Here is a 21,551-nt window from a genome sequence, read left to right on the forward strand (position 1 = left end):
AAGAAAATAATTGTAATATATCTATTATATTAGCAAAATAACACGCTACACATGAAAATATTTATAAAATTTGATTTTACTGCAGTTTGTAATAAACTTATTGAAGAAAAGTTAAATGAATTAGATGTTAAACATAAAATTCTAGGTTTTGGTGAAATAGAGTTTTTAGAAAAAATTACAGAAGACCAACTATCGCAATTAAACGATAGTTTACAAGAATATGGTAGTGAAGTTATTGAAAACCAAAAAAGTATTTTAGTTCAAAAAATAAAAGATACTATTACAGATATGGTTTTTAATGATGATGAAAATATAAATGTTAAAAGTTCTGTGTATTTATCAGAAAAACTAGATCATAGTTACGGGTATTTGTCTAATTTATTTTCTGAAGTTACCTATACATCCATAGAAAACTTTATCATTCTACAAAAAATTGAATACACAAAGCAATTAATTATCAATACCGATTTAAAAATTACCGATATTGCATATAAATTAAATTACTCTAGTGTAGCACATTTAAGTACACAATTTAAAAATACAACAGGTATAACACCTTCTGCTTTTCAAAGAATAATAACAAAGAGAAGAGAGCTAAATAACCCTAAAAAACAAGAATAAATGCAACATAAAGATGTTTTTATAATTTTAGCAGATGATGATGAAGACGACAGACTTTTCTTTGAAGATGCTTTTGACGAGTTAAAAATTAACACAAAAGTAAGCACTTTTAAAGACGGTTTAGAGTTAATGAACTACTTAAACCAAGAAGATAGTATTCTGCCAAAAATACTTTTTTTAGATTTAAACATGCCAAAAAAATCGGGTATAGAATGTTTAACAGAAATTAAAAAAGTAGATAGACTTAAAGATATTGCTATTGTAATTTATTCTACTTCTGCATCAGAAGAAGACATAGAAAACACCTTTGTTTTAGGTGCTAACGTTTACATTAAAAAACCTAACGACTTTAAAAAATTAAAGAAAGTGCTTTCTAATGTAGTTACTATAAATTGGCAATATCAAACAAGTGGCCTTAACAAAGACAACTTTTTATTAAGATTATAAAGTGAATATAAAATCGATATTTAAATCTACACGTTTCTTAAAGATTACCTTTGGTATAAGTCTTTTTGTAATACTATGCATGGGTGGTTTGGCGTACAAACACCTGCAAACATTAATTAAATCTTTTGATTTAGTAGAGCATACGTATGAAGTAAATATCGAATTAGAACAAATACTTTCTTACCTAAAAGATAGCGAAACTGGCCAAAGAGGTTATTTAATTTCTGAAGATACTCGGTTTTTAGAATCATTTTTTTCTGGTAGAGAAAAAACAAATAACAGTTTTGCGCGTTTAAAAGAATTAACAAAAAAAGACGAAAGACAACAACAAAAGCTTAGAGATTTAACAATTTTAATTGATAAAAACTTAAATTATTTTGATGAGACTTTTAAGTTTTCTAAAAACGATAATTTAGATTCTAAAGAGTTTGATGCACTACTTCTTGCAGGTAAAAAAACCATGGACAACATTCGATTAGAAATTAATCAAATGATTACCCATAACAACAATCTTTTAAGAATTAGAAAATTAGATAACGAAAGAAGTATAACAAATACACCGATTATTATTTATTCGGTTTTAATAATTGCCCTTCTATTACTACTTTTTACGTATTCGAAAATTAATAATGATATTAAAAATTTACAAACCAAAAACCTTCAATTAGAAATTTTTAAAGAATCTACAAATCAATCAGAAATTGTTAGTAAACATGGTACTTGGAACTGGTTTATAGAAGAAAATAAATTTAGTTATTCTGATAATTTATACAGATTATTAGGTGAGCAACCTCAGTCTTTTGAACCTACTATAGAAAATTTTATGCAATTTGTACATCCAGAGGATGTAGATAAATTGAAAAAACAAGTCGAAAAAATGATGGAGACAGAAGATTTGCCATTCATTTACTATAGAATTGTTCAAAAAAATGGCAGCATAAGATACTTTAAAGCTTATGGCAAAGTGCTTACAGATAACGAAGATAATAGAAGACTTATTGGTACAACTGCAGATATTACCGATGAGATAGAAAATTATAGATTACTAGAAGAAAGAAATTTAGAGTTAGAAAGAAACAATAAGGAATTATCTTCTTTTAATCATGTTGCAAGTCATGATTTACAAGAACCTCTTCGAAAAATACAAACTTTTATTTCTAGATTAGAAGAAAAAGAAGCTTCTAATTTATCTGAAAGAGGAAATTTATATTTAGAAAGGATAAAAACCTCTTCTACAAGAATGCGTTTATTAATAGACGATTTATTACAATTTTCTAGGACTAATAAATCTGAAGAAGTTTTTGAAGAAACTAACATGAATATCATTCTTGAAAATGCAAAACAAGAATTGGCAGAAACTATTTTAGAAAAAGATGCCATTATTACATCAGAAACAATACCCGCATTAACAGTTATACCTTTTCAGTTACAACAATTATTCATCAATTTAATTGGTAACTCATTAAAATACAGCAAAAAAGAAGTTTCACCAAATATTAAAATTTCTTACAAAAAAGTTGATGCGAGCGATATAAAAAAAATAAAGAACACCAAGTTTAATTTTTACCATAAGATTACTTTTGAAGACAATGGTATAGGTTTCGATGAAGAATACGCAGAAAAAATATTTGTACTTTTTAGTAGGCTTCATAACAAAAACGAATATTCTGGTACAGGAATTGGTTTATCTATTTGTAAAAAAATTGTAGAAAATCATCAAGGATATATTTTTGCTACTGGTAAGCCAAATATTGGTTCAATTTTCGAAGTTTATCTTCCTTTTAACTAAAAAACACCCTCGTTTTTTCTAGCTATACTTACAATTTATGGAAATTGTATAAATTCTCTTATTAATTCTGTAACAAAAAATCCTATCCTTTTTTCGACCTTTGTATTCCAATAACAAAAGTGAGAATAAATGAAACGTACTAAAAAAATACTAGCTAGTCTTCTTTTTACTGCATTTCTATTTTTGATGTTTTCTTGTGATAAAAAAACCACTACAAAAGAAAAAGAAGACAAAATATTAAGCAGTCAAACAGACGCTAAATTATTAGTAGAAGCTACAAAAAACTACATTTATATAATTAATTATAACAATTACATAAAAGAAAAAGACTCTGTTACCCCAGAAACAAAACAGATTTTAAACTCTATAAATAAAGGAGTTAAAGAACGTTTAGGCTCTATTAAAGACATTTCTAGAAAAGAAATGATTTTAATACCTAATGTAAATGATGTATTGTTTTTAGAAAAAAAACCATTTGTTGTAAATAATAAAGAATCTAACGAGAAAGCTTATTTGTTAACCTTAAATAAAATTATAGATAAGCAAGTTGCGGTAATGAGTGATTTCGCAAAAATAACTAATAACGAATCTATGAATGTACTCGCAAATGAATCTGAGTATTTCTTAGAAGAGAAAAAAGAAAATATAGAGAATCTTTTAAATGAAGAGTAAATGAAAAACTTTCTATACATCACATTTATTTTAATAATTATAGCATGGGCTGTATGTTATTTTGTACTTGCAATAGAAAGTCCGTTAATTCATTTATTACTCCTAGCATCTTTTATTCTAGGTATAATTTGGTACAAAATTAAAGACACATAAAACTTATATTAAAAGCTTTAAAGTAAAATTACTTTAGAGCTTTTTTTTTTGTTTTTAATCTAAAAATTAAATCTTCAAAATTTAACCTAATTTATTTAGAAAAAAATTTCATCTCAATAATTTATTCACTCCTTCTACTTTATTATTTTTTATAAAAATTAAATTATCATTATAGATTTTAGTTTATAATTTTGAATTGATACAAACTCTTAAATAGTAAATTTTACTACAAATTTCTTCTTGTAAAAAATTATCAAAAATAATTATATAATTACAGTTTGTTGTTACATAATTTCAGTAAAAAATAGTTTAATTATTTGAAAATCAATTAATTAATACCAAAAAATAGAAATCATATAACAAAAAAAAAAAATCGTGTAACGGAAAAACTTGAGTTCGGTTGTTACTTTGCAGTATAATTTTAAATAAAGAATTTATACTTCCTTATTTAATTTTAAGATCAAATAAAATTAGTAACAATCAAAAAAACTCAACCAATTATGATTACTGTAAATTCTAAATTAAGAGGCTTAAATTTATTCTTTAACAAATTACAAAAGAAGATTGGGGGAACGTTAAAAGTGACTTCTAATGAGCAATTTCTTAAAATTAATAACAACATAGGTAAAGGTACTATTAGATCTATTAATTTAGACGGTGGTATTAGTTTATTAGAATTTAATATTACACCTAAAGAAGACCTTAAAATAGCTGTAGATGCTAAAGCAGGTACACATATTAACTTTGTATACTGTTCTAAAGGTAAGATTTCTCATTCTTTCGAAAATAACGCAACTAAAAACACCGTAGAAACTTTTCAAACAAGTATAGTTTCTAATATTGTATCAGAAGAAAATACAATTACACTATATAAAGGTATAGAAACTAGTTCTACCATTATATCTGTAAATACTGCGGATGATAATAGCCAACAAACAGACATTAATAATCTTTTAAAAGATGCTTTTATTGCAGGTAAAACTAAAGATTATATATACTTAGGTTCTTACAATCTTAAAATTGCAGAACATATTAAGCAATTAAAATCTATTGAAAACAAAGGAGTTGTTAGAGCTTTATTAACTAAAGGTATTGTAAACTTAATTTTAGGTTTAGAAATCGAACAACACAAAAAAGACATAAACAGCAATGCTAATTCTAACGGTTCTTTAACTCAGAACGAAATGGAGCTGATTAAGGAATTAACAGATTATGTAAACAACTATCCAGATTTAGATCATAAAATAAATGTTTTAACAAGAAAAATTGGTTTAACTGCAGCTAAAATTCAAGAAGGATTTAAGTTAATGCACGGTTTAACTGTGTGTGAATACATTAGATCTGTACGTTTAAAAAAATCTGAAGAATTAATTATAAATACTGATTTAAGTATTTCTGAAATCGTGTACAGTTTAGGTTTTTCTAGTAGAAGTTATTTCTCTAAAAGATTCAGAGAAAAATACAACTGTTCTCCTAGAGATTATAAAAAGAAAAACAAGTTAGCTATGACAGCATAATATATTTGAATTTGAATTAATGATAAAAACCTCAAGAATAAAATCTTGAGGTTTTTTTTATTTTAATTAACTAAGAATTTTACTCTTTTCAAATTCATTAATAAATGGTTGTGAATATAATCTTTTACTTAAAGCAGCATTAATTGCATTTGCAACAGCACCACCTGCTGGCGGTAAACCAGGCTCTCCTAAACCTGTAGGAGATTTATTACTATCAACAAAAAAGACATCTACCTTTGGGGTTTCATTCATTCTTATCAATCTGTAAGAATCGAAGTTTTTAGATTGAGGAACTCCTTCTTTAAATGAAAAACCAGCATACATTGCATGTCCAATTCCGTCTAAAACACCACCTTCAACCTGGTTTCTAGCACCAGTGGGGTTTACAACAATACCGCAATCTACAGCAACCGTAACCTTTTTTACTACCGGATAACCATCAACTAATTCTATATCTGCAACCTCTGCAACATGTGTATTATGACTATAATACGCAGAAAAACCTTGGTAAACACCATTTTTAGCATTTCCCCAATTCGATTTACTTCTTACAAGTTTAATGGTTTCTTCCATTCTTTCACCAGAATATTCGATACGTTTATCCGTAGTATTTTTTACATTTTGTAATAAATCTAAGCGCAACTGAATTGGATCTATATTTAATTCTGATGCCAATTCATCAAAAAAACTTTGCTCTGCAAAAGCTAAGAAATTTGTATAAGGCGCTCTCCAAGCACCAGTTGTGATATTACTTTTATAATTACCACTTTCTACTTTATAATTTGGAATGCAACCTGCAGGAAAAAAGTTAGGAATTAAACCATACATATTTCCATTTACTGCGGCTTCTTTTAAATGATAACCAGTTACTTTACCGTCTTTTAGAGCCGCTTTAATTCTATATTTAATTGCTGGCCTATAAGTACCCGCAGTCATATCATCTTCTCTAGAAAAAACAACTTTTACAGGTTTTTTAGCTAAACTAGAAATTTCTGCTGCTTCTAAAGCAAAATCTCCGTATAAACGTCTACCAAACCCACCACCCATACGAGTCATTTCGCATAAAATATCTTCTTCTTTTCTATTTAAAAGTTTAGAAACTCTATTAACCGTCCATTGTGGTGTTTGTATAGGACCAACCAAATGCACTTTTTCTGGAGTAACATTTGCATAAAAATTCATCGGTTCTAAACAATTATGTGGTAAAAAAGGTGAGTGATAAGTTTTTTCTACGACTTTATCTGCAACACTAAAAGCCTTTTTTACATTGCCATCTTCTCTTCTAACATCTAAACCTTTACCATCTAAAATTTTGGTTAATAATTTATCATGTTCTTCCGTAGATTCTGCTTTAGAATCTGTTTTCCAATTAGCATTTATTGCTTTTTTACCTTTCATTGCAGCCCAAGTAGAACTTGCTAAAACTGCAATTTTATCTCCGAATTTTATAATCTCTTTTACACCAGAAACATTTTTAGCCTTAGAATCATCAAAAGAAACTAATTTTTGACCAAATGCTGGTGGTCTTAAAACAGCAGCAATCATCATGTTTTCTGCTTTGTAATCCAATCCAAATAAAGGTTTACCTGTTATAATTTTATCAATATCTACATTAACAATTTCTTGCCCAATAATTGTAAAATCTTTGGGGTCTTTTAACACAACATTTTCTGGCACTTCTAATAGAGCTGCCTCTTTTACAACATCACCATAGGTTAGTTTTTCTCCTGAAGTATTTGTAATTATTCCGTTAGATGCTTTTAAAGAACTTGCATCTACTTGCCATTTTGCAGCTGCAGCATTTACCAACATTTGTTTTGCTGTTGCACCAGTTTGTCTTAACGCATCCCAACCTTGTCTAATAGATTGGCTTCCGCCGGCTACTTGCCTTGTATAATTTTTTGTATCTAAAATACCTTGTGCAACATTTACTTTATCCCAATCTACATCTAACTCTTCTGCTATAATCATTGGCATAGAAGTTTTTACCCCTTGACCGATTTCTGGATTCGGAGAAAAAATAGTTACATAACCTTCATCAGAAATTTTTATAAATGCGTTAAAATCGTTAAAATTTAACCTTGCTATATCTACTGGCATTTTAGCTTCTGGCTTACATGCTGTAAGTAAATTAAAACCAATTAACATACCGCCACTAGCCAATGCAGAGGTTTTTAAAAAGTTTCTTCTACTAAAATTATCTTTTTTGTGTAGTTTCATTTTTATAAATTTTAGTGATTATTGCATTTTTTCTGAAGCAACTTTTACTGCTTTTTCTATTCTATTATAAGAGGCACATCTACAAATATTACCATGCATTGCTTCTCTTATTTCTTTTTCTGATGGATTTTTATTTTCTGATAAAAAAGCAGAAGCTGTCATTATTTGTCCTGCCTGACAGTAACCACATTGTGGCACATCAATCTCTTTCCAAGCCTCTTGTACAGGATGTTTACCGTCTTTAGATAAACCTTCTATTGTAGTAATCTTTGTATCATCTAAAATAGAAACTTGCATTTGGCAACTTCTTGTTGCAACACCATCTATGTGAACTGTACAAGCACCGCATTGTGCAATACCACAGCCAAATTTTGTGCCTACTAAATTTAACTCATCTCGTAAAACCCAAAGTAAAGGCGTATCTTCATCTGCAGTAACAGTAACATTTTTTCCGTTAACATTTAAATTGTAGTTTGGCATAGAAAGTAGATTTAAAATTATGGAGTGAAGTTACAAAAAATTGAGAATATAGAATTTTCTATTCTTAGGCGTATTTTATCCTAATTACGTTTTTCAAACTAAATTTATAACGTATTTTTTTTGAATACTCTAAAGAATTAATATCGCAAAAAAAAATCCCTTTTTAAAGGGATTTTTTAAGTTTATAAATAACATTTACTAGTTAAGTATTATTTACCTGTTATAAATTTTGGTTTTATGACTAACATTAACCACGCCCAATTTTGAGTGTTTGAAGCATTACTTTCTGTAATACCTTTTAACTCATACATACCATCAGATGCAAACATTTGAGAGTACCCTGCAACTAATGAAAACCCGTTAAATTTTTTCTTGTAGACTAAATCTATTTCTGTTCCTAAAGATTTCTCTCCGCTTGCCAAAGCCTGTTCTCCACTAAAATTTAAAACTTTCGCCATTAAACTTGAAGATTTATTCAATTTAATGTTTGCACTTGCATGAATGTCTATTAAACCAATAGTATTTATATGATTGGCAACATAAAAATAATCCATAAAACCATTAAACTTATGATTTGTACCAAAAGTTGGTAAAAAGGCTTCCGTTTTATCTGATGTAGTAGCATCATCACCACTAATTAATTCTATACCTGCACCAAAACTAACTTTATCTGTAGCCTTGTAATTTGCATCTAAACCTAAAAGATAAGCGCCTCCAACATCTGTACTTCCATTAAAAAATGTACCCGTTTGCAGAAAAGCATTACCTGCTAAACCAAATTTATCTTTCCTATAATTTAAATGAGTACCCGCTGTAATTAAGCTATTTACACCATCTGCATTTCCATTTAAATCATAATTTTGATGCCCATAATTTACTAGTAAAAGACTTGCATTAAATCCTTCCCAAGTTTTCTTTGCATACAAATGTTGCATAGATTTGTATTGAAATGGGTTGTTTGCAGGGTATGCTGTACCTACGTTTTGAAAACCAAATAATGGCCCTCCGGCGCCATCTAAATCTTGATTGAAAGCCAAACCTAAATCTAACATAAAGTTTTCTGTTCTATATTGAAACATCGCTAAATCGTGATTTCTACCTTGTTGTGCCCAATCTAGACCACCAAAAAAACGCTGATCGTCATAAGATAGTACCTGTCGTCCTAATTTAATGCCTGAATTATCTGTAAGTTTTAAACTTGCCCAAGCTTCAAAAACAGCAAAAGAATTGTTAGAATCTACAGGTATTATTTGCGGATTCTCTCCCCAAACTAAAAGATCTTGGATGCTCAAATAAACTTTAAAAGCCTCTGTTTGATAACCAGCATTTAACCTTACTCTTGTATTGGTTGCAAAACCTGCATTTGCAGCATCTGGTATTAAAGACTGATAACCGTTTCTGTATTCTGTTCTTGGTCTAAATTGCCCATCTAGAGTAAATTGTGCTGTTGCGAATTGAAAACACGCTAACATCAGTACTAAAATTAAGTAATATTTTTTCATGTTGTTTAGTTTTTATTTTCTGTGATTTGTTGAATTATTATGTTTAATTTTTACCTGTTTACGTCTAAGGAATATGAAATTGCAACGTTTCATAATCCTAAGTTTTAAGTTCTAAAGATTTTTTATTTTGTTTATTTAGTGTTCTAAAAAGTCGATTAAATGTTTTCGATATGTATAGTAATTATCATGTTCTAGTACCGATTTTCTTGTTCTTGGTCTTTTAAAATCAATATCTAAAACATCGCCAATCTTTGCTCTTGGCCCGCTAGTCATCATTACTACTCTATCGGCTAAAAATATTGCTTCATCAACATCATGAGTAATCATTACCGCTGTAATTTTTTCTTTGTTCCAGATTTCAATCAAGATATCTTGTAATTCTCCTCTTGTTAAAGAGTCTAACATTCCAAAAGGTTCATCTAGCAATAATACTTTTGGTTTTATGGCAAAAGCTCTTGCAATTCCCACACGTTGTTGCATCCCTTGAGATAATTCTGATGCTTTTTTATGAAACGCATCTTCTAAACCTACTTTTTGCAGATAATATTTGGCAATATCTGTTCTTTGTGCTTTGGTTCCGTGCGGAAAAACCTGCTTTACACCTAATAATACATTTTGTAAAGAAGTCATCCAAGGCATTAAACTTGGCGCTTGAAAAATAACACCTCTATCTGGGCCAGGACCTTTAATTGGTTTTCCTAAAACAGCTATATCTCCACCAGAAATAGGGTTTAAACCAGCAATCATAGATAACATTGTTGTTTTTCCACAACCAGAATGCCCAATAATAGTAAGAAATTCTTCTTTCATTATTTGAAGATTTAGGTGTTCTAAAACCACATAATCTCCTTTTGGAGTTGGATATACTTTTTTTAAATCTTTTAAATCTAACATTACATTAGATGTATTTGTGATGTTTTTTTTATCCTCTTTTAAAGTTATTTGTGCGCTCATCTTTTGTTATTTTAAGAATAAGAAACAAAACTTTTTGGCTCTAATTCTGGTAATATAATTTGTTGCTTTGCTTCTGCTTTTCGAGCATCACCAATATCCATTAGATATTCAATAATTGCATTTCTAGTTTTTTTAAAACTTTCACTATCATTCATTGCAGTTTTATCTCTCGGACGATCTAAATCAATCTTAAACTCTGGTCCTAAAGTTGCATTTGGTCCAGGATGTAAAGGAATAATTCTGTCTGCCATATAAATTCCCTCATCAACATCATTAGTAATTAGTAAAGCTGTACGTTTGTCTTTTTCCCAAATGTTTAAGATTTGATCTTGTAAATTACCTCTAGTTAAAGCATCTAAAGCCCCAAGAGGTTCATCCATAATAATCATATCTGGTTTCATAGCTAAAGCTCTTGCAACTGCTACTCTTTGACGCATTCCGCCTGATAATTCTTTTGGTAATTTGTTAATAGCTGGCGTTAAACTTACCATCTCTATATAATATGCAGCTTTACGTTTCCAGACTGATTTATCTCGTTTTGGGAACGCTGCTTTTACAGCCATTATTACGTTTTGCTCTACTGTTAACCAAGGCAATAATGAATAATTTTGAAAGATTACACCTCTTTCATGACTTGTGCCTTTTACGGGTTCTCCTTTAAATAAAACAGATCCACTTGTTGGTTCTAGCAAACCATTTATTAAGTTTACCAAAGTTGTTTTTCCGCTTCCTGTAAAACCAACAATAGCAACAAATTCTCCTTCTTCTATCTTTAGATTTATGTTAGACAATACCTGTGTTTCATTGTCTCCTTTACCGTAAGATTTATAAATATTTTTAAGCTCTAAATATGCCATTTCTTTAAATTTTATTTGGGCGTTACCTAAAAGGTCGGGCTTTACGCTATATCTTTTTTATTTGTTCTCGAAACTTTTTGTTCATACTTCATAAAAAACTCGAACCAGCATAAAAAAGGATGCCGCTTCAATCCTTAACGCAATAGTTAAATCGATTTATATGGCATCTTGTTTATCAAAAGACACCCAATTTTGTATGGTTAACATTAATCTATCTAACAGAAAACCAATAATACCAATTGCAAACATGGCAACAATAATTTTGGCATTAGAGTCGTTTGCTCCGTTTTGAAATTCTTCCCAAACAAACAAACCTAAACCAGGACTTTGAGCCAATAATTCAATCGCAATTAAAACCATCCAAGCAACTGATAACGTTATCTTTAAACCTGTAAATATTAGTGGTAAAGAAGAGGGTAACACCACTTTAAATATTTTTTGAAACGTACCTAATTTTAAAACTTTTGCAACATTTATATAATCTTTATCAACTGTAGAAACACCCATTGCCGTATTTACTAAAGTTGCCCACATAGAACACAAACCAACACTAATAAATGAAATGGCAAATGAACTATCTTCTGTAGAACCTATTAATACAGTTTTTACAATCATAAAAACTAATAAATACCAAACTACCGGAGATACTGGTTTAAAAATTTGAATAAACCAATTAAATGCACTTTTTAATGTCGAACTTAAACCTATTAAAATACCCAAAGGAACAGCAATTAATAATGCTAAAAAGAAACCTGCAAAAACTGTTTGTAAACTTCTAAATATTTGATCTACAAAAGAAGGTCTACCCGTATACACAATGGCATCTTTACCCGCAACAATTCTTGTTTTATTTAGAGCTGCAGTTTTTTCTATAAAGGCTGCTTTATCTGCACTAATAATATTATGATCTCTTAACAAAGATTGAAAAGATTCCCAAACCTGTGCAGGAGATGGTAATGTATTGGGTTGGCAACTAGATTCACCAGAAGCAATACAAGCTGTTAATGCGTCTGCAGCTACTTGACCTTGATCTTCTAATGCTTTTTCGATTTTAAATTCGGCCTCGATACTAAATAATGTTTTGGCACCAATATGCCAAATCAAAATAAATAAAAATATAGAAGCAAGTGGCACTATTACTTTACGCAGAAACTTCTTTAGGTCTTCTTTTTCTAAATTTCCTGTAAATAGATTTCTTAAAGTCGTAAAAAAACCAAAACCTAAAAAGTGAGATACTTTTCCTAATGTTAAACTACTTGCTTTCATAATTTCTTATTTAATAATTTATGAGAATTACTTTTTGTCTTTATTTCCTATTTTAAAACTGTTGATGTATCCAATAGGATCCTTAGCATCATATGTTGTACCATCTATAAAGTCTGCTGTTGCTGGCTTGTAACCATCTGTTGCTGGAATATCTGTTGCTGGAATATTACCTTCTTCTACTAAAAGTGTTGCTGCTTTTTTCCAGATATCTGGTCTGTAAATATCTTTTATAGTTGATGCGTACCAGTCTGCAGATTTAGCATCAGGAATTTGTCCCCATCTTCTCATTTGCGTTAAAAACCAAATTCCATCAGAATAAAAAGGATAGGTTGCATTGTATTTATAGAATACATTAAAGTCTTCCATTTCTCTTTTATCACCTTTTTCAAACTCGAAAGTACCTGTCATAGAATTTGCTAAAACAGCTTCTGGTGCACCAACATATTGAGACATTGATAAGATTTTTACAGCTTCCTTTCTGTTTTCTGGTTTATCTAACCATTTACCTGCTCTAATTAATGCTTTAGTTACTGCAATAGCTGTATTTGGATTTTCTTTTACAAATTTCTCTGTCATAACAAATACTTTCTCTGGGTTATTTTTCCAGATATCATAGTTTGTTACTACAGGAACACCAATTCCTTTAAATACAGCTTGCTGATTCCATGGTTCACCTACACAATAGCCATAAATTGTACCTGCTTCTAATGTTGCTGGCATTTGTGGTGGTGGCGTTACAGATAGTAAAACCTCTGCATCAATTTGTCCTTGTACATTTTCTTTGGTGTACATTCCTGGGTGAATTCCAGCTGCAGCTAACCAATATCTAATTTCGTAATTGTGTGTAGATACAGGAAATACCATTCCCATTTTAAATGCTTTTCCAGAGTTTTTGTATTCTGTAATAACTGGTTTTAAAGCATCTGCTTTAATTGGATGAATTGGTTTTCCAGCACCATCTTTTGGTACATTTGGTTTCATTTTAGACCAAACATCATTAGAAACTGTAATTCCATTTCCGTTTAAATCCATAGAAAAAGGAGTTACTAATTTTGCTTGACGCCCAAAACCTGCACCTGCAGCAATTGGTTGACCTGCTAACATATGAGAACCATCTAATTGACCATCAATAACTCTATCTAAAACGTTTTTCCAGTTAGATTGTGCTTCTACAGAAACAAACAAACCTTCATCTTCGAAAAATCCTTTTTCTTTTGCAATCGCCAAAGGTGCCATATCTGTTAACTTGATAAACCCAAATGTTAATTGTGGTTTTTCAATATTTAATTGTTTTGTTTTTGATGTTGTTTGAACAGCTGTTGTTGCTTTTTTAGTTTCTTTACCACCACAAGCAACTAATAAAAGTGCTGTAGATAAAACTAAAGTTGATTTTTTAATTAGCGATTTCATTTTGTTAGATTTTAATAAATTAAGTATTAATACTTATTTTTTCAACAAATATATAAGTAGTATTCTTATAGAATTATGAAATAAAACATGTTAAAACATTTTTTTACCACATATTTAATCCTGTTATTTCGCAGTTTAAAATCACAAATAGTTAATAAGCAACAACTTAAAAACAAAACACAAGTACTTATCTATACGTAATTTTAGATTTTTAATAGAAAAAGCCTTTTAAGGTTTTAAACTTAAAAGGCTTTTATTAAAAATAATTAATTCTTATTTACAAATCTAAATAGTAGTTATGTTCACTAATTTCATTTTTAAGCGATTGTAGGTTATTTATGGCTATTTTTTTACCTTTTGTAATAATTAATCTCTCTTTTTTTAAAGCTGAAAACACACGTATTACTTGCTCTTCTGTTGTACCAGCATAATCTGCATATTCTTTTCTACTAAGAGGTAGATTTAGAAAACCTCTTAAATCTCCAAATTTTCTATATATGTATAAAAGAGAATCTATAACTCGTTCTCTAACTGTCATTTGAGATATCGACTTAACTTTGTTTTCGCTTCTATTTAGTTCATTGGCATAAAACAACATCATCTCGTAAGAAAATTTGGGGTTTTCTAGTAAAATTTTCTGTAAATATTCTTTAGAAAAATAATAGAGTTCTGTGTCTTGAATAGCAATAGCTCCAATAGAATAATATTCTTGTGTGCCAAAACCACGATGACCAATAATTTCGCAAGATTTAGCAAATCGCACAATTTGTTCTCGGCCATTTATACCTGTTCTAAATACTTTTACAGTACCTTTTTTTATAAAAAACAAGCCATTTACAGGTGCTCCTTCAATAATAAATTGTTGACTTCTTTTGCATTTTATAATGGTGCTTTGAGAAGTATTATTATCTAAAAATGTTTCGTTTATTTTATGAATTAAGCAATTTTTACTATTACATACATTGCAAACCCTTGCATTTGTATTATTTTGTGGTGCATTGATATGTGAATTAAAGGCAATCATTTAGTTTTTTTCTAATACTCTTTTTTCGAAACTAGTTTTTGGCGCTTCACAAAGAGAACAAAGGTAACTTTCTGGTAAATTTTGAAATGGAGTATTTTTAGGAATATTTTGAGTAACGTCACCGTAAACTTTATTATAAACTGTAAAACAATCTTTGCATTGATGTACTTCTTCAACTAAAACTTCTTTCTTTACAATAGCTCTTTTTTCTTCTTCTTTTTCTGATCCTAATTGATCAAAATATAATTGACTCAACTCCATCAATAACCCCGGTAACTCTACCTTATCTACATCTTGTACATGGATAATATATGCTCTAGTATTTGGGTCGAAATTTTTTGCATACAATAAATTATAAGTATCTCTTGTTTGAAAATTACCTATTAATTCTGGTTGTTTATTTTTTTCGATTACAATAGAGGTAAAATAGTAAGATGATTTGTTGTAATCTGTAATTCCAAATGTTAATCCGTAGGTACTAATATCATTTTGATCAAAATTAGCAACCAAGTATTTTTTGAGGTTTAATGCTTCTTTGTTAGCTACTGGTAAATGCCAGTTTAACTCTAACATAGAGTGACGTACATTAATACCTCTTTTGCCAAGAAATTTTTCCCAAACTAATTTAGATTCTCTTGGTATACCTTTAACAATAAAAGATTTCCAGGGTGTGATAGATATTTTACCAATTTTATTATCAAGACACAACTCGCACATTTCCTTTAAAAAAGAAACATCATATTTATTATTTCTCCAATATAAACCCAACCAATATTTATCCAATCCTATTTTATTCATTCCTTCGAAATAAGGAAAAGGATAAAAAGGAACTTCTAAAGATTTATCTACCGTTCTATTATTAGTATCTACAGCATCTGTAACTAATTCAAAAATGGTATCAATATCTTCTGGTTCTTCTTTTAGCAAACTTTCTATTGCAGCTTCAATTTTAAACAAGTCCCAACTATAAACTAAAGCAGGGTACATTTTTGTAACACTCCATTCTGGCAATCTAATATACAAATACCAATAATCTTCATGCTCTGAAGCTATAAAGTTAATATGACCAGTAAATAACGGAACCAGTCTTTGTTTTGGATCTGTAATGTTAATTTTTAATGTTGACTTCTCTTTAAATTGTTCTAATATATAAAGATAACGATCTCCTGTTAACCAAGATGTAGAAGGAAAAATATCTGCACAGACGTAAGAAGAGACCATATTTTCGACTCCTATCTCATCAAACTCTACAATTTGTAACTTATCAAACTTAAGTAAATCTTCTGGTTGTACTTTTTTAGGCAATAAAATATCTTGTCTAGAACCAAATGAAATCGATTTACACCCTAAACTTTCTACAGATTCACATATATATTTTAGTTCTCCAGGAGTTAGTACTCCTCCTTTAACAATAACTCTGTTTAATTGTTTCATATGCTTACTTTTGAGTTATTTAAGATTTCTCTTATTTCTGTCTTACAGCTTCCACAACCTAAGCCTGCACCTGTTTTATTACACAATTCTGTAAAGTTTACACAACCTTTTGTTATAGCAGTTTCTAGGTTTCCAGAACCCACTTGACTACAAGAACATACAAGTTTACCTAAAACGGGTTCTGCATTAGAAGAACCTCTTAATAATGCATCTCGTTTGTCTGACAATTCGATTTTACTTTCTATCATTGTTTTAAACTCTGCAAACTCATTCTTATCACCCATTAAAACTGCACCAATTAGCAAATCATCTTTTACAATACATTTTTTATAATAACGTTTAGAAATATCAGTAAAAATAATTTCTTCGTAACTGTTATCATTTTCTGGAACGGTAATATTACCAATGCTACATAGGTTTAAGTCGTTAAATTTTAAAATATTCATTAACACAGATCCTTTATAAGATTCGCTAATATCCCCAGCAATAAAATTTGCTAAAATTCCGGCTTGTTCTTCAGCTGCCGATGTAATTCCAAATAACTGGTTTTTAAATTCTGCAATTTCTCCGATAGCAAAAATATCTGGATGAGAAGATTGTAGGTGTTGATTTACCTTAACACCTCTACCACAAAGAATGCCACCGCTTTTTGCTATTTCTATATTTGGTCTTGTACCAATAGCATACACAATTGCGTTTGCTGTAATGTATTTTCCGCTTTTAAGGTTGATATTTAATTCACCTGTTTCTTCATCATCAAAAACAGTACTTACCTCGTTATCAAAATAAATTTGGATACCTCTTTCTTGCACATCTAGTGATAATAGTTTACTAGAAATTTTATCTAATTGGCGCTCCATTAATCTAGAAGCTCTTTGCACAATGGTAATTTTTACATTTTTGTGTTTCATAGCTGCTGCTAATTCTAAGCCTAACAAACCACCACCAACAATAACCACATGTTGTTCTTCTGGCGGTAGCCCTGTGTCTTCTAGGTATTTCTTAAAATTATCTGCATCTATCTTGTTACGCATTGTAAAACGTCCGGGTAATTCTATTTGAACATCTTTTGGTATAAAAGCTCTACTTCCTGTGGCTAAAATTAATTTATCGAACGTATGTTTTTTACCTTCAGAATCTGTAACAATTTTGTTATTCTTATCGATATTATTTATTAGTGTTTTTGGATGTAAATGAACGTTTAACTCAGATAATTCTGCATTTTTTATTTTTAATAATTGTTCCCAAGATAATTCTTCTGTTACATATTCTGGCAATAAAACACGGTTGTAAAACAAGTTAGATTCCATAGAAAAAACATGAATTTCGTCTACATCATTATAGTCTCGATAATTTTGTAAAAAACGAAATGAAGCGGCACCTGCACCCGCAATTATAATTTTTTCTTTAGGTTTTTTATATTTAGATACAGCAACTGTTGTGAATTTAAAATCGGGCTCTTTAGATATTGGATCTAAATGCGTGTTGGTTAAATTATTTGCTCTATTTAAATTACTTTGCAAAACTTTACCCCAATGCATTGGTAAAAAAACAACACCTTCTTTAATTACATCTGTAACTTTTGCACGAACCCTTACAACACCGTTTGCACTTTTAATTTCAGTAATATCACCATCTTTTATGTTATTTAAATAACCATCTACAGGATTTATTTCTAAAACTGGTTTTGGATAATGTGTTTTTAAACGAGATACTTTTCCTGTTTTTGTCATGGTATGCCACTGATCTCTAATACGACCAGTGGTTAAGATTAGAGGAAATTCATCTGAAGTTTCTATTGCTGTATTTTGTATTGATGAAGGCACATTAAAAATGGCTTTTTGAGAAGGTGTATAAAATTTCTTATCTTCAAAAAGGCGAGGAGTTCCTTTACTTCTGTATTTATTTACTGGCCATTGAAAAGTTCCTTCTAACTTTAATCTCTCGTAATTTAAAAATGAAACGTCAATTTTAGTGCCTTTAGTCATAGCAGTATATTCATCATAAATTTCTTCTGTGCTATTATAATTAAAACCCCTAAACCCCATTCTTTGTGCAAAATCACAAAAAATTTCTACATCTGGTCTTGCTTCTCCTGGCGCATCTATTTCTTTTGGTAAATAAGATATTCTACGTTCAGAATTGGTCATAGTTCCTTCTTTTTCTAACCAACCAGCTGCAGGTAAAACCAAATCTGCATAAGCTACAGTATCAGATTTATGTGATATTTCTTGCACGACTACAAACTTAGATTTTGCCATCGCTTTCTCAATTCTATGAGAATTTGGTAAACTTACTAACGGATTTGTACAAGCTATCCAAATTGCTTTTAATTTACCACTTTCTAAAGCATCAAACATTTCTGTGGCTGTTAGCCCTGGTTTAGCAGATATTTTATCAACACCCCAAAACTGAGCAACTTCTGCTCTATGTTCTTCATTATCTAAATCTTTGTGAACAGCCAATAAATTTGCCATTCCACCAACTTCACGACCACCCATTGCGTTAGGTTGCCCTGTTAATGAAAAAGGCCCTGAACCTGGTTTACCAACATGCCCTGTAATTAAAGATAAATTTAGCAGAGAAGTATTTTTATCTGTACCTATTACACTTTGATTTAAACCCATTGCCCACATACTTATAAAACCCTTTGAAAGCCCTATAATTTCTGCTGCTTTTTCGATATCGTCTTCTAGAACTCCACATATTTTTGAAGCTTTTTTAAGACTCGTTTCTAAAATAACTTTCTTATAATCTTGAAAACCTTGAGTATAATTTTTAATAAAATCCTCATCAATTAAACCCCTTTTATATAGACGCCTTCCAATGGCATTATATAAAACGATATCGGTTCCTGGTTTTAATTGTAAATGTAAATCTGCAAAGTTTGCTGTATCTGTTTTCCTTGGATCTATTACAATAATTTTTACATTCGGATTTTTCTCTTTATGCTGCTCTATCCTTCTAAATAAAATTGGGTGACACCAAGCAGGATTTGCTCCTGTAATTAAAAAACAATCTGCCAACTCGATATCTGCATAAGAGATAGGCACACTATCTTCGCCAAATGTTTTCTTATAGCCAACAACAGCAGAACTCATACATAAACGTGAGTTTGTATCTATATTATTTGTACCTAAAAATCCTTTTGTAAGCTTATTTGCAATGTAATATTCTTCTGTTAAACTCTGGCCAGAAACATAGAATGCAACAGAGTCTGGACCGTGCTTTTTTATGACAGATTTAAAAACGCTTGCAGCCCTATCTAATGCATCATTCCATGAAACACGTTCTTTTGGATGAGATCGAGACCAACGCATTTCTGGATATAAAATTCTATCTGAAATATCATTAGCTACATAATGCAAGTTCATTCCTTTAGAACATAACATTCCTTTATTAACCGGATGTTCTTTATCTCCTTCAACAAAAATCTTGTTATTAATATCCTTTTTTACAACAATTCCACATCCTACTCCGCAGTATGAACAAGTTGTTTTTATTTCTTTTTTCATCATTTTAGACCAAGATTTTATACTAAATACGACATTAAAACTCTAGAAACCTAAGATTGATTTTATTATTCTGATTTTCTTAAAAAAGAATATCTTGAATTTATAAATCAATAAAAAAGAGTACAAATTTTAACTTTTTACCTTTATAGGAATTAACTGAGGTATTATTTCTTCTGTATATTTTTTACTTTCTAGCTGTTCTTCTTCTTTAGAAAATTTAATAGATAATGCAACCAAACCTGTTACCACAACAATAACACCAATTATTAAATAACCACTTGAAACTGCACTAGATGAAGCGATTGATTGTGCGTTCTTTATAACCTCTGCACCCAAACCTTCGTTAGCCGTAATTGCAGCTTTTTCTGCAAATGAAGATTTGGTTTTTAATAATATTGCAGCTAAAAATGCGCCTACATTTCCACCAGCACCCACAATACCAGACACAGCACCAATAGCTTTTTTGTTTATAAACGGCACTACAGAAAAGGTTGCTCCTTCTGCCATTTGAACACTTAAACTAAACATTATTAAAAAAACAACACCTACTATTAAGCTTGTTGCTCCAGAAAAAGAAATTAGCACAATTCCTTGAAGTGTTAAAATAAACGACAAAAATAAAACACGACCTCTTAAACCTCTTAGTTTCCCGAATTTATCTCCAAAAAAACCTCCTAATGTTCTGGCAAAAATATTCATCAAAGCAAATGAAAGCACTAAATTACCAGCAGTTACTCTTTCTAATTGAAAAGTATTTTGCAAATAATCATCCATAGTACCATAAACCGTTAATTCTATACCAAAACTAGCAGCATAAACTATAAATAAAATCCAAACTCTGTAATCTTTTAAAACTTCTAAAAAACCTATTTGATCTTTTTTAGTTACTACCATTTCTCCAGCAGCTTTTAAATCGCTATAGTTTCCTTTAGGAGTATCTTTTGTGAAAAAGAAATAAATAATACCCATACAAAAACAAATAACACCAGCAATTATCATAGAATACCTCCAAGCTTCTGCTTCTGCTACACCAAGGCTTACAACCGCTGCTGCTATTAAAGGCATTCCTAGTCTGTTTGCTCCTCCTCCTAAATTACCCCAACCTGCAGAAGTAGCATTTGCTGTACCAACAATATTTGGCGCAAACATTAAAGATGTATGTACTTGTGTAATTACAAAAGATGCACCAATAAAACCTATAAATAACCTACAAATTAAAAACTGTGTTGGTGTTTGTACTAATCCACAAAGAACTACAGGAATAGCACCCAACATTAATAAGTATGTATAGCAATATCTAGGACCGTATTTATCACATAACTTACCAATTAGTAAACGTGCAAAAACAGTTCCTGAAACTGCCAAAATAATTGAATTCCATTTTTGATCTGGAGTTAAGCCTAAGTCTTTAACAACATCTGGCATAAAAGGCACAATGCCAAACCATGCAAAAAAGCACATAAAAAATGATATGGAAGTAATCCAAAATGTTCTAGTAGAAACATTTTTAAAATCTAATAAACTTAATTTTGTTGATTTTTCTTGTGCTAAAATTGGCATGATACATATATTTATCTTACAAAACTAAGTATAAATACTTAATTTTAATGATAATTATACGTATATTTTAATTATTAGTAATTTAATAATTACACAAGAATGATTTTAAGAAAAATGTAAAATTTATATT

17 protein-coding genes are annotated in these 21,551 nt (G+C 29.9%); 6 read left to right on the forward strand and 11 right to left on the reverse strand.

The genetic code is table 11. The annotated features are described in order from the left end of the window. Nucleotides 1-51 precede the first annotated feature (51 nt). From B5464_RS06370 to B5464_RS06390, 6 genes are all read left to right on the forward strand, one after another. The gene (locus B5464_RS06370; protein WP_079737680.1) at nt 52-621 is read left to right on the forward strand and encodes an AraC family transcriptional regulator; all 570 of its coding nucleotides are present in this window, start codon (nt 52-54) and stop codon (nt 619-621) included. Continuing rightward, nucleotides 622-1,068 carry a response regulator gene (locus tag B5464_RS06375; RefSeq protein WP_079737681.1) on the forward strand — a complete coding sequence of 149 codons (447 nt, stop codon included), beginning with the start codon at nt 622-624 and terminating at the stop codon, nt 1,066-1,068. A gap of 1 nt (nt 1,069) precedes the next feature. Further along, nucleotides 1,070-2,857: a CHASE3 domain-containing protein gene (locus tag B5464_RS06380; protein ID WP_231963665.1), complete on the forward strand. Its 1,788-nt coding sequence runs from the start codon at nt 1,070-1,072 to the stop codon at nt 2,855-2,857. A 129-nt stretch (nt 2,858-2,986) separates the two neighbouring features. Next, nucleotides 2,987-3,529 (forward strand): hypothetical protein, encoded by a 543-nt coding sequence (locus B5464_RS06385; RefSeq protein WP_154066945.1) that lies wholly within the window; start codon nt 2,987-2,989, stop codon nt 3,527-3,529. Beyond that, nucleotides 3,530-3,682 carry a hypothetical protein gene (locus tag B5464_RS14325; protein ID WP_154066946.1) on the forward strand — a complete coding sequence of 51 codons (153 nt, stop codon included), beginning with the start codon at nt 3,530-3,532 and terminating at the stop codon, nt 3,680-3,682. It begins immediately after the preceding gene. 500 nt (nt 3,683-4,182) lie between these two features. Next, nucleotides 4,183-5,199: an AraC family transcriptional regulator gene (locus tag B5464_RS06390; protein ID WP_079737684.1), complete on the forward strand. Its 1,017-nt coding sequence runs from the start codon at nt 4,183-4,185 to the stop codon at nt 5,197-5,199. A 66-nt stretch (nt 5,200-5,265) separates the two neighbouring features. Here the strand turns inward: B5464_RS06390 and B5464_RS06395 are convergent, their stop codons facing one another. The 11 genes from B5464_RS06395 to B5464_RS06445 form a co-directional block, all read right to left on the reverse strand. Continuing rightward, a complete protein-coding gene (locus B5464_RS06395) occupies nt 5,266-7,419 on the reverse strand; it encodes a molybdopterin cofactor-binding domain-containing protein (RefSeq protein ID WP_079737685.1) in 2,154 nt (717 codons plus the stop codon). Nucleotides 7,420-7,437: 18 nt separating this feature from the next. After that, on the reverse strand, nt 7,438-7,899 hold the full coding sequence (locus B5464_RS06400; protein WP_079737686.1) for a (2Fe-2S)-binding protein: 462 nt from the start codon (nt 7,897-7,899) through the stop codon (nt 7,438-7,440). Between the two features lie 209 nt (nt 7,900-8,108). Then, on the reverse strand, nt 8,109-9,401 hold the full coding sequence (locus B5464_RS06405) for an alginate export family protein (RefSeq protein ID WP_079737687.1): 1,293 nt from the start codon (nt 9,399-9,401) through the stop codon (nt 8,109-8,111). 135 nt (nt 9,402-9,536) lie between these two features. Further along, nucleotides 9,537-10,355 carry an ABC transporter ATP-binding protein gene (locus B5464_RS06410; protein ID WP_079737688.1) on the reverse strand — a complete coding sequence of 273 codons (819 nt, stop codon included), beginning with the start codon at nt 10,353-10,355 and terminating at the stop codon, nt 9,537-9,539. 11 nt (nt 10,356-10,366) lie between these two features. After that, nucleotides 10,367-11,212: an ABC transporter ATP-binding protein gene (locus B5464_RS06415; protein WP_079737689.1), complete on the reverse strand. Its 846-nt coding sequence runs from the start codon at nt 11,210-11,212 to the stop codon at nt 10,367-10,369. Nucleotides 11,213-11,368: 156 nt separating this feature from the next. Next, a complete protein-coding gene (locus B5464_RS06420) occupies nt 11,369-12,478 on the reverse strand; it encodes an ABC transporter permease (RefSeq protein ID WP_079737690.1) in 1,110 nt (369 codons plus the stop codon). A gap of 27 nt (nt 12,479-12,505) precedes the next feature. Then, the gene (locus B5464_RS06425; protein ID WP_079737691.1) at nt 12,506-13,888 is read right to left on the reverse strand and encodes a CmpA/NrtA family ABC transporter substrate-binding protein; all 1,383 of its coding nucleotides are present in this window, start codon (nt 13,886-13,888) and stop codon (nt 12,506-12,508) included. A 277-nt stretch (nt 13,889-14,165) separates the two neighbouring features. Then, nucleotides 14,166-14,912, reverse strand: coding sequence for a Crp/Fnr family transcriptional regulator (locus B5464_RS06430; protein WP_079737692.1), 747 nt, complete (start codon nt 14,910-14,912; stop codon nt 14,166-14,168). After that, nucleotides 14,913-16,346, reverse strand: a complete 1,434-nt coding sequence (locus B5464_RS06435) for a rubredoxin domain-containing protein (protein WP_079737693.1) — start codon at nt 16,344-16,346, stop codon at nt 14,913-14,915. It lies immediately after the preceding gene. Continuing rightward, nucleotides 16,343-19,864: a nitrate reductase gene (locus tag B5464_RS06440; protein WP_079737694.1), complete on the reverse strand. Its 3,522-nt coding sequence runs from the start codon at nt 19,862-19,864 to the stop codon at nt 16,343-16,345. The genes B5464_RS06435 and B5464_RS06440 overlap by 4 nt, the downstream gene beginning before the upstream one ends. A gap of 126 nt (nt 19,865-19,990) precedes the next feature. Further along, nucleotides 19,991-21,421: a NarK family nitrate/nitrite MFS transporter gene (locus tag B5464_RS06445; RefSeq protein WP_079737695.1), complete on the reverse strand. Its 1,431-nt coding sequence runs from the start codon at nt 21,419-21,421 to the stop codon at nt 19,991-19,993. Between the last annotated feature and the right edge of the window lie 130 nt (nt 21,422-21,551).

Origin of the sequence: Polaribacter sp. KT 15, assembly GCF_900143115.1 — a bacterium.
GTDB lineage: Bacteria > Bacteroidota > Bacteroidia > Flavobacteriales > Flavobacteriaceae > Polaribacter > Polaribacter marinaquae.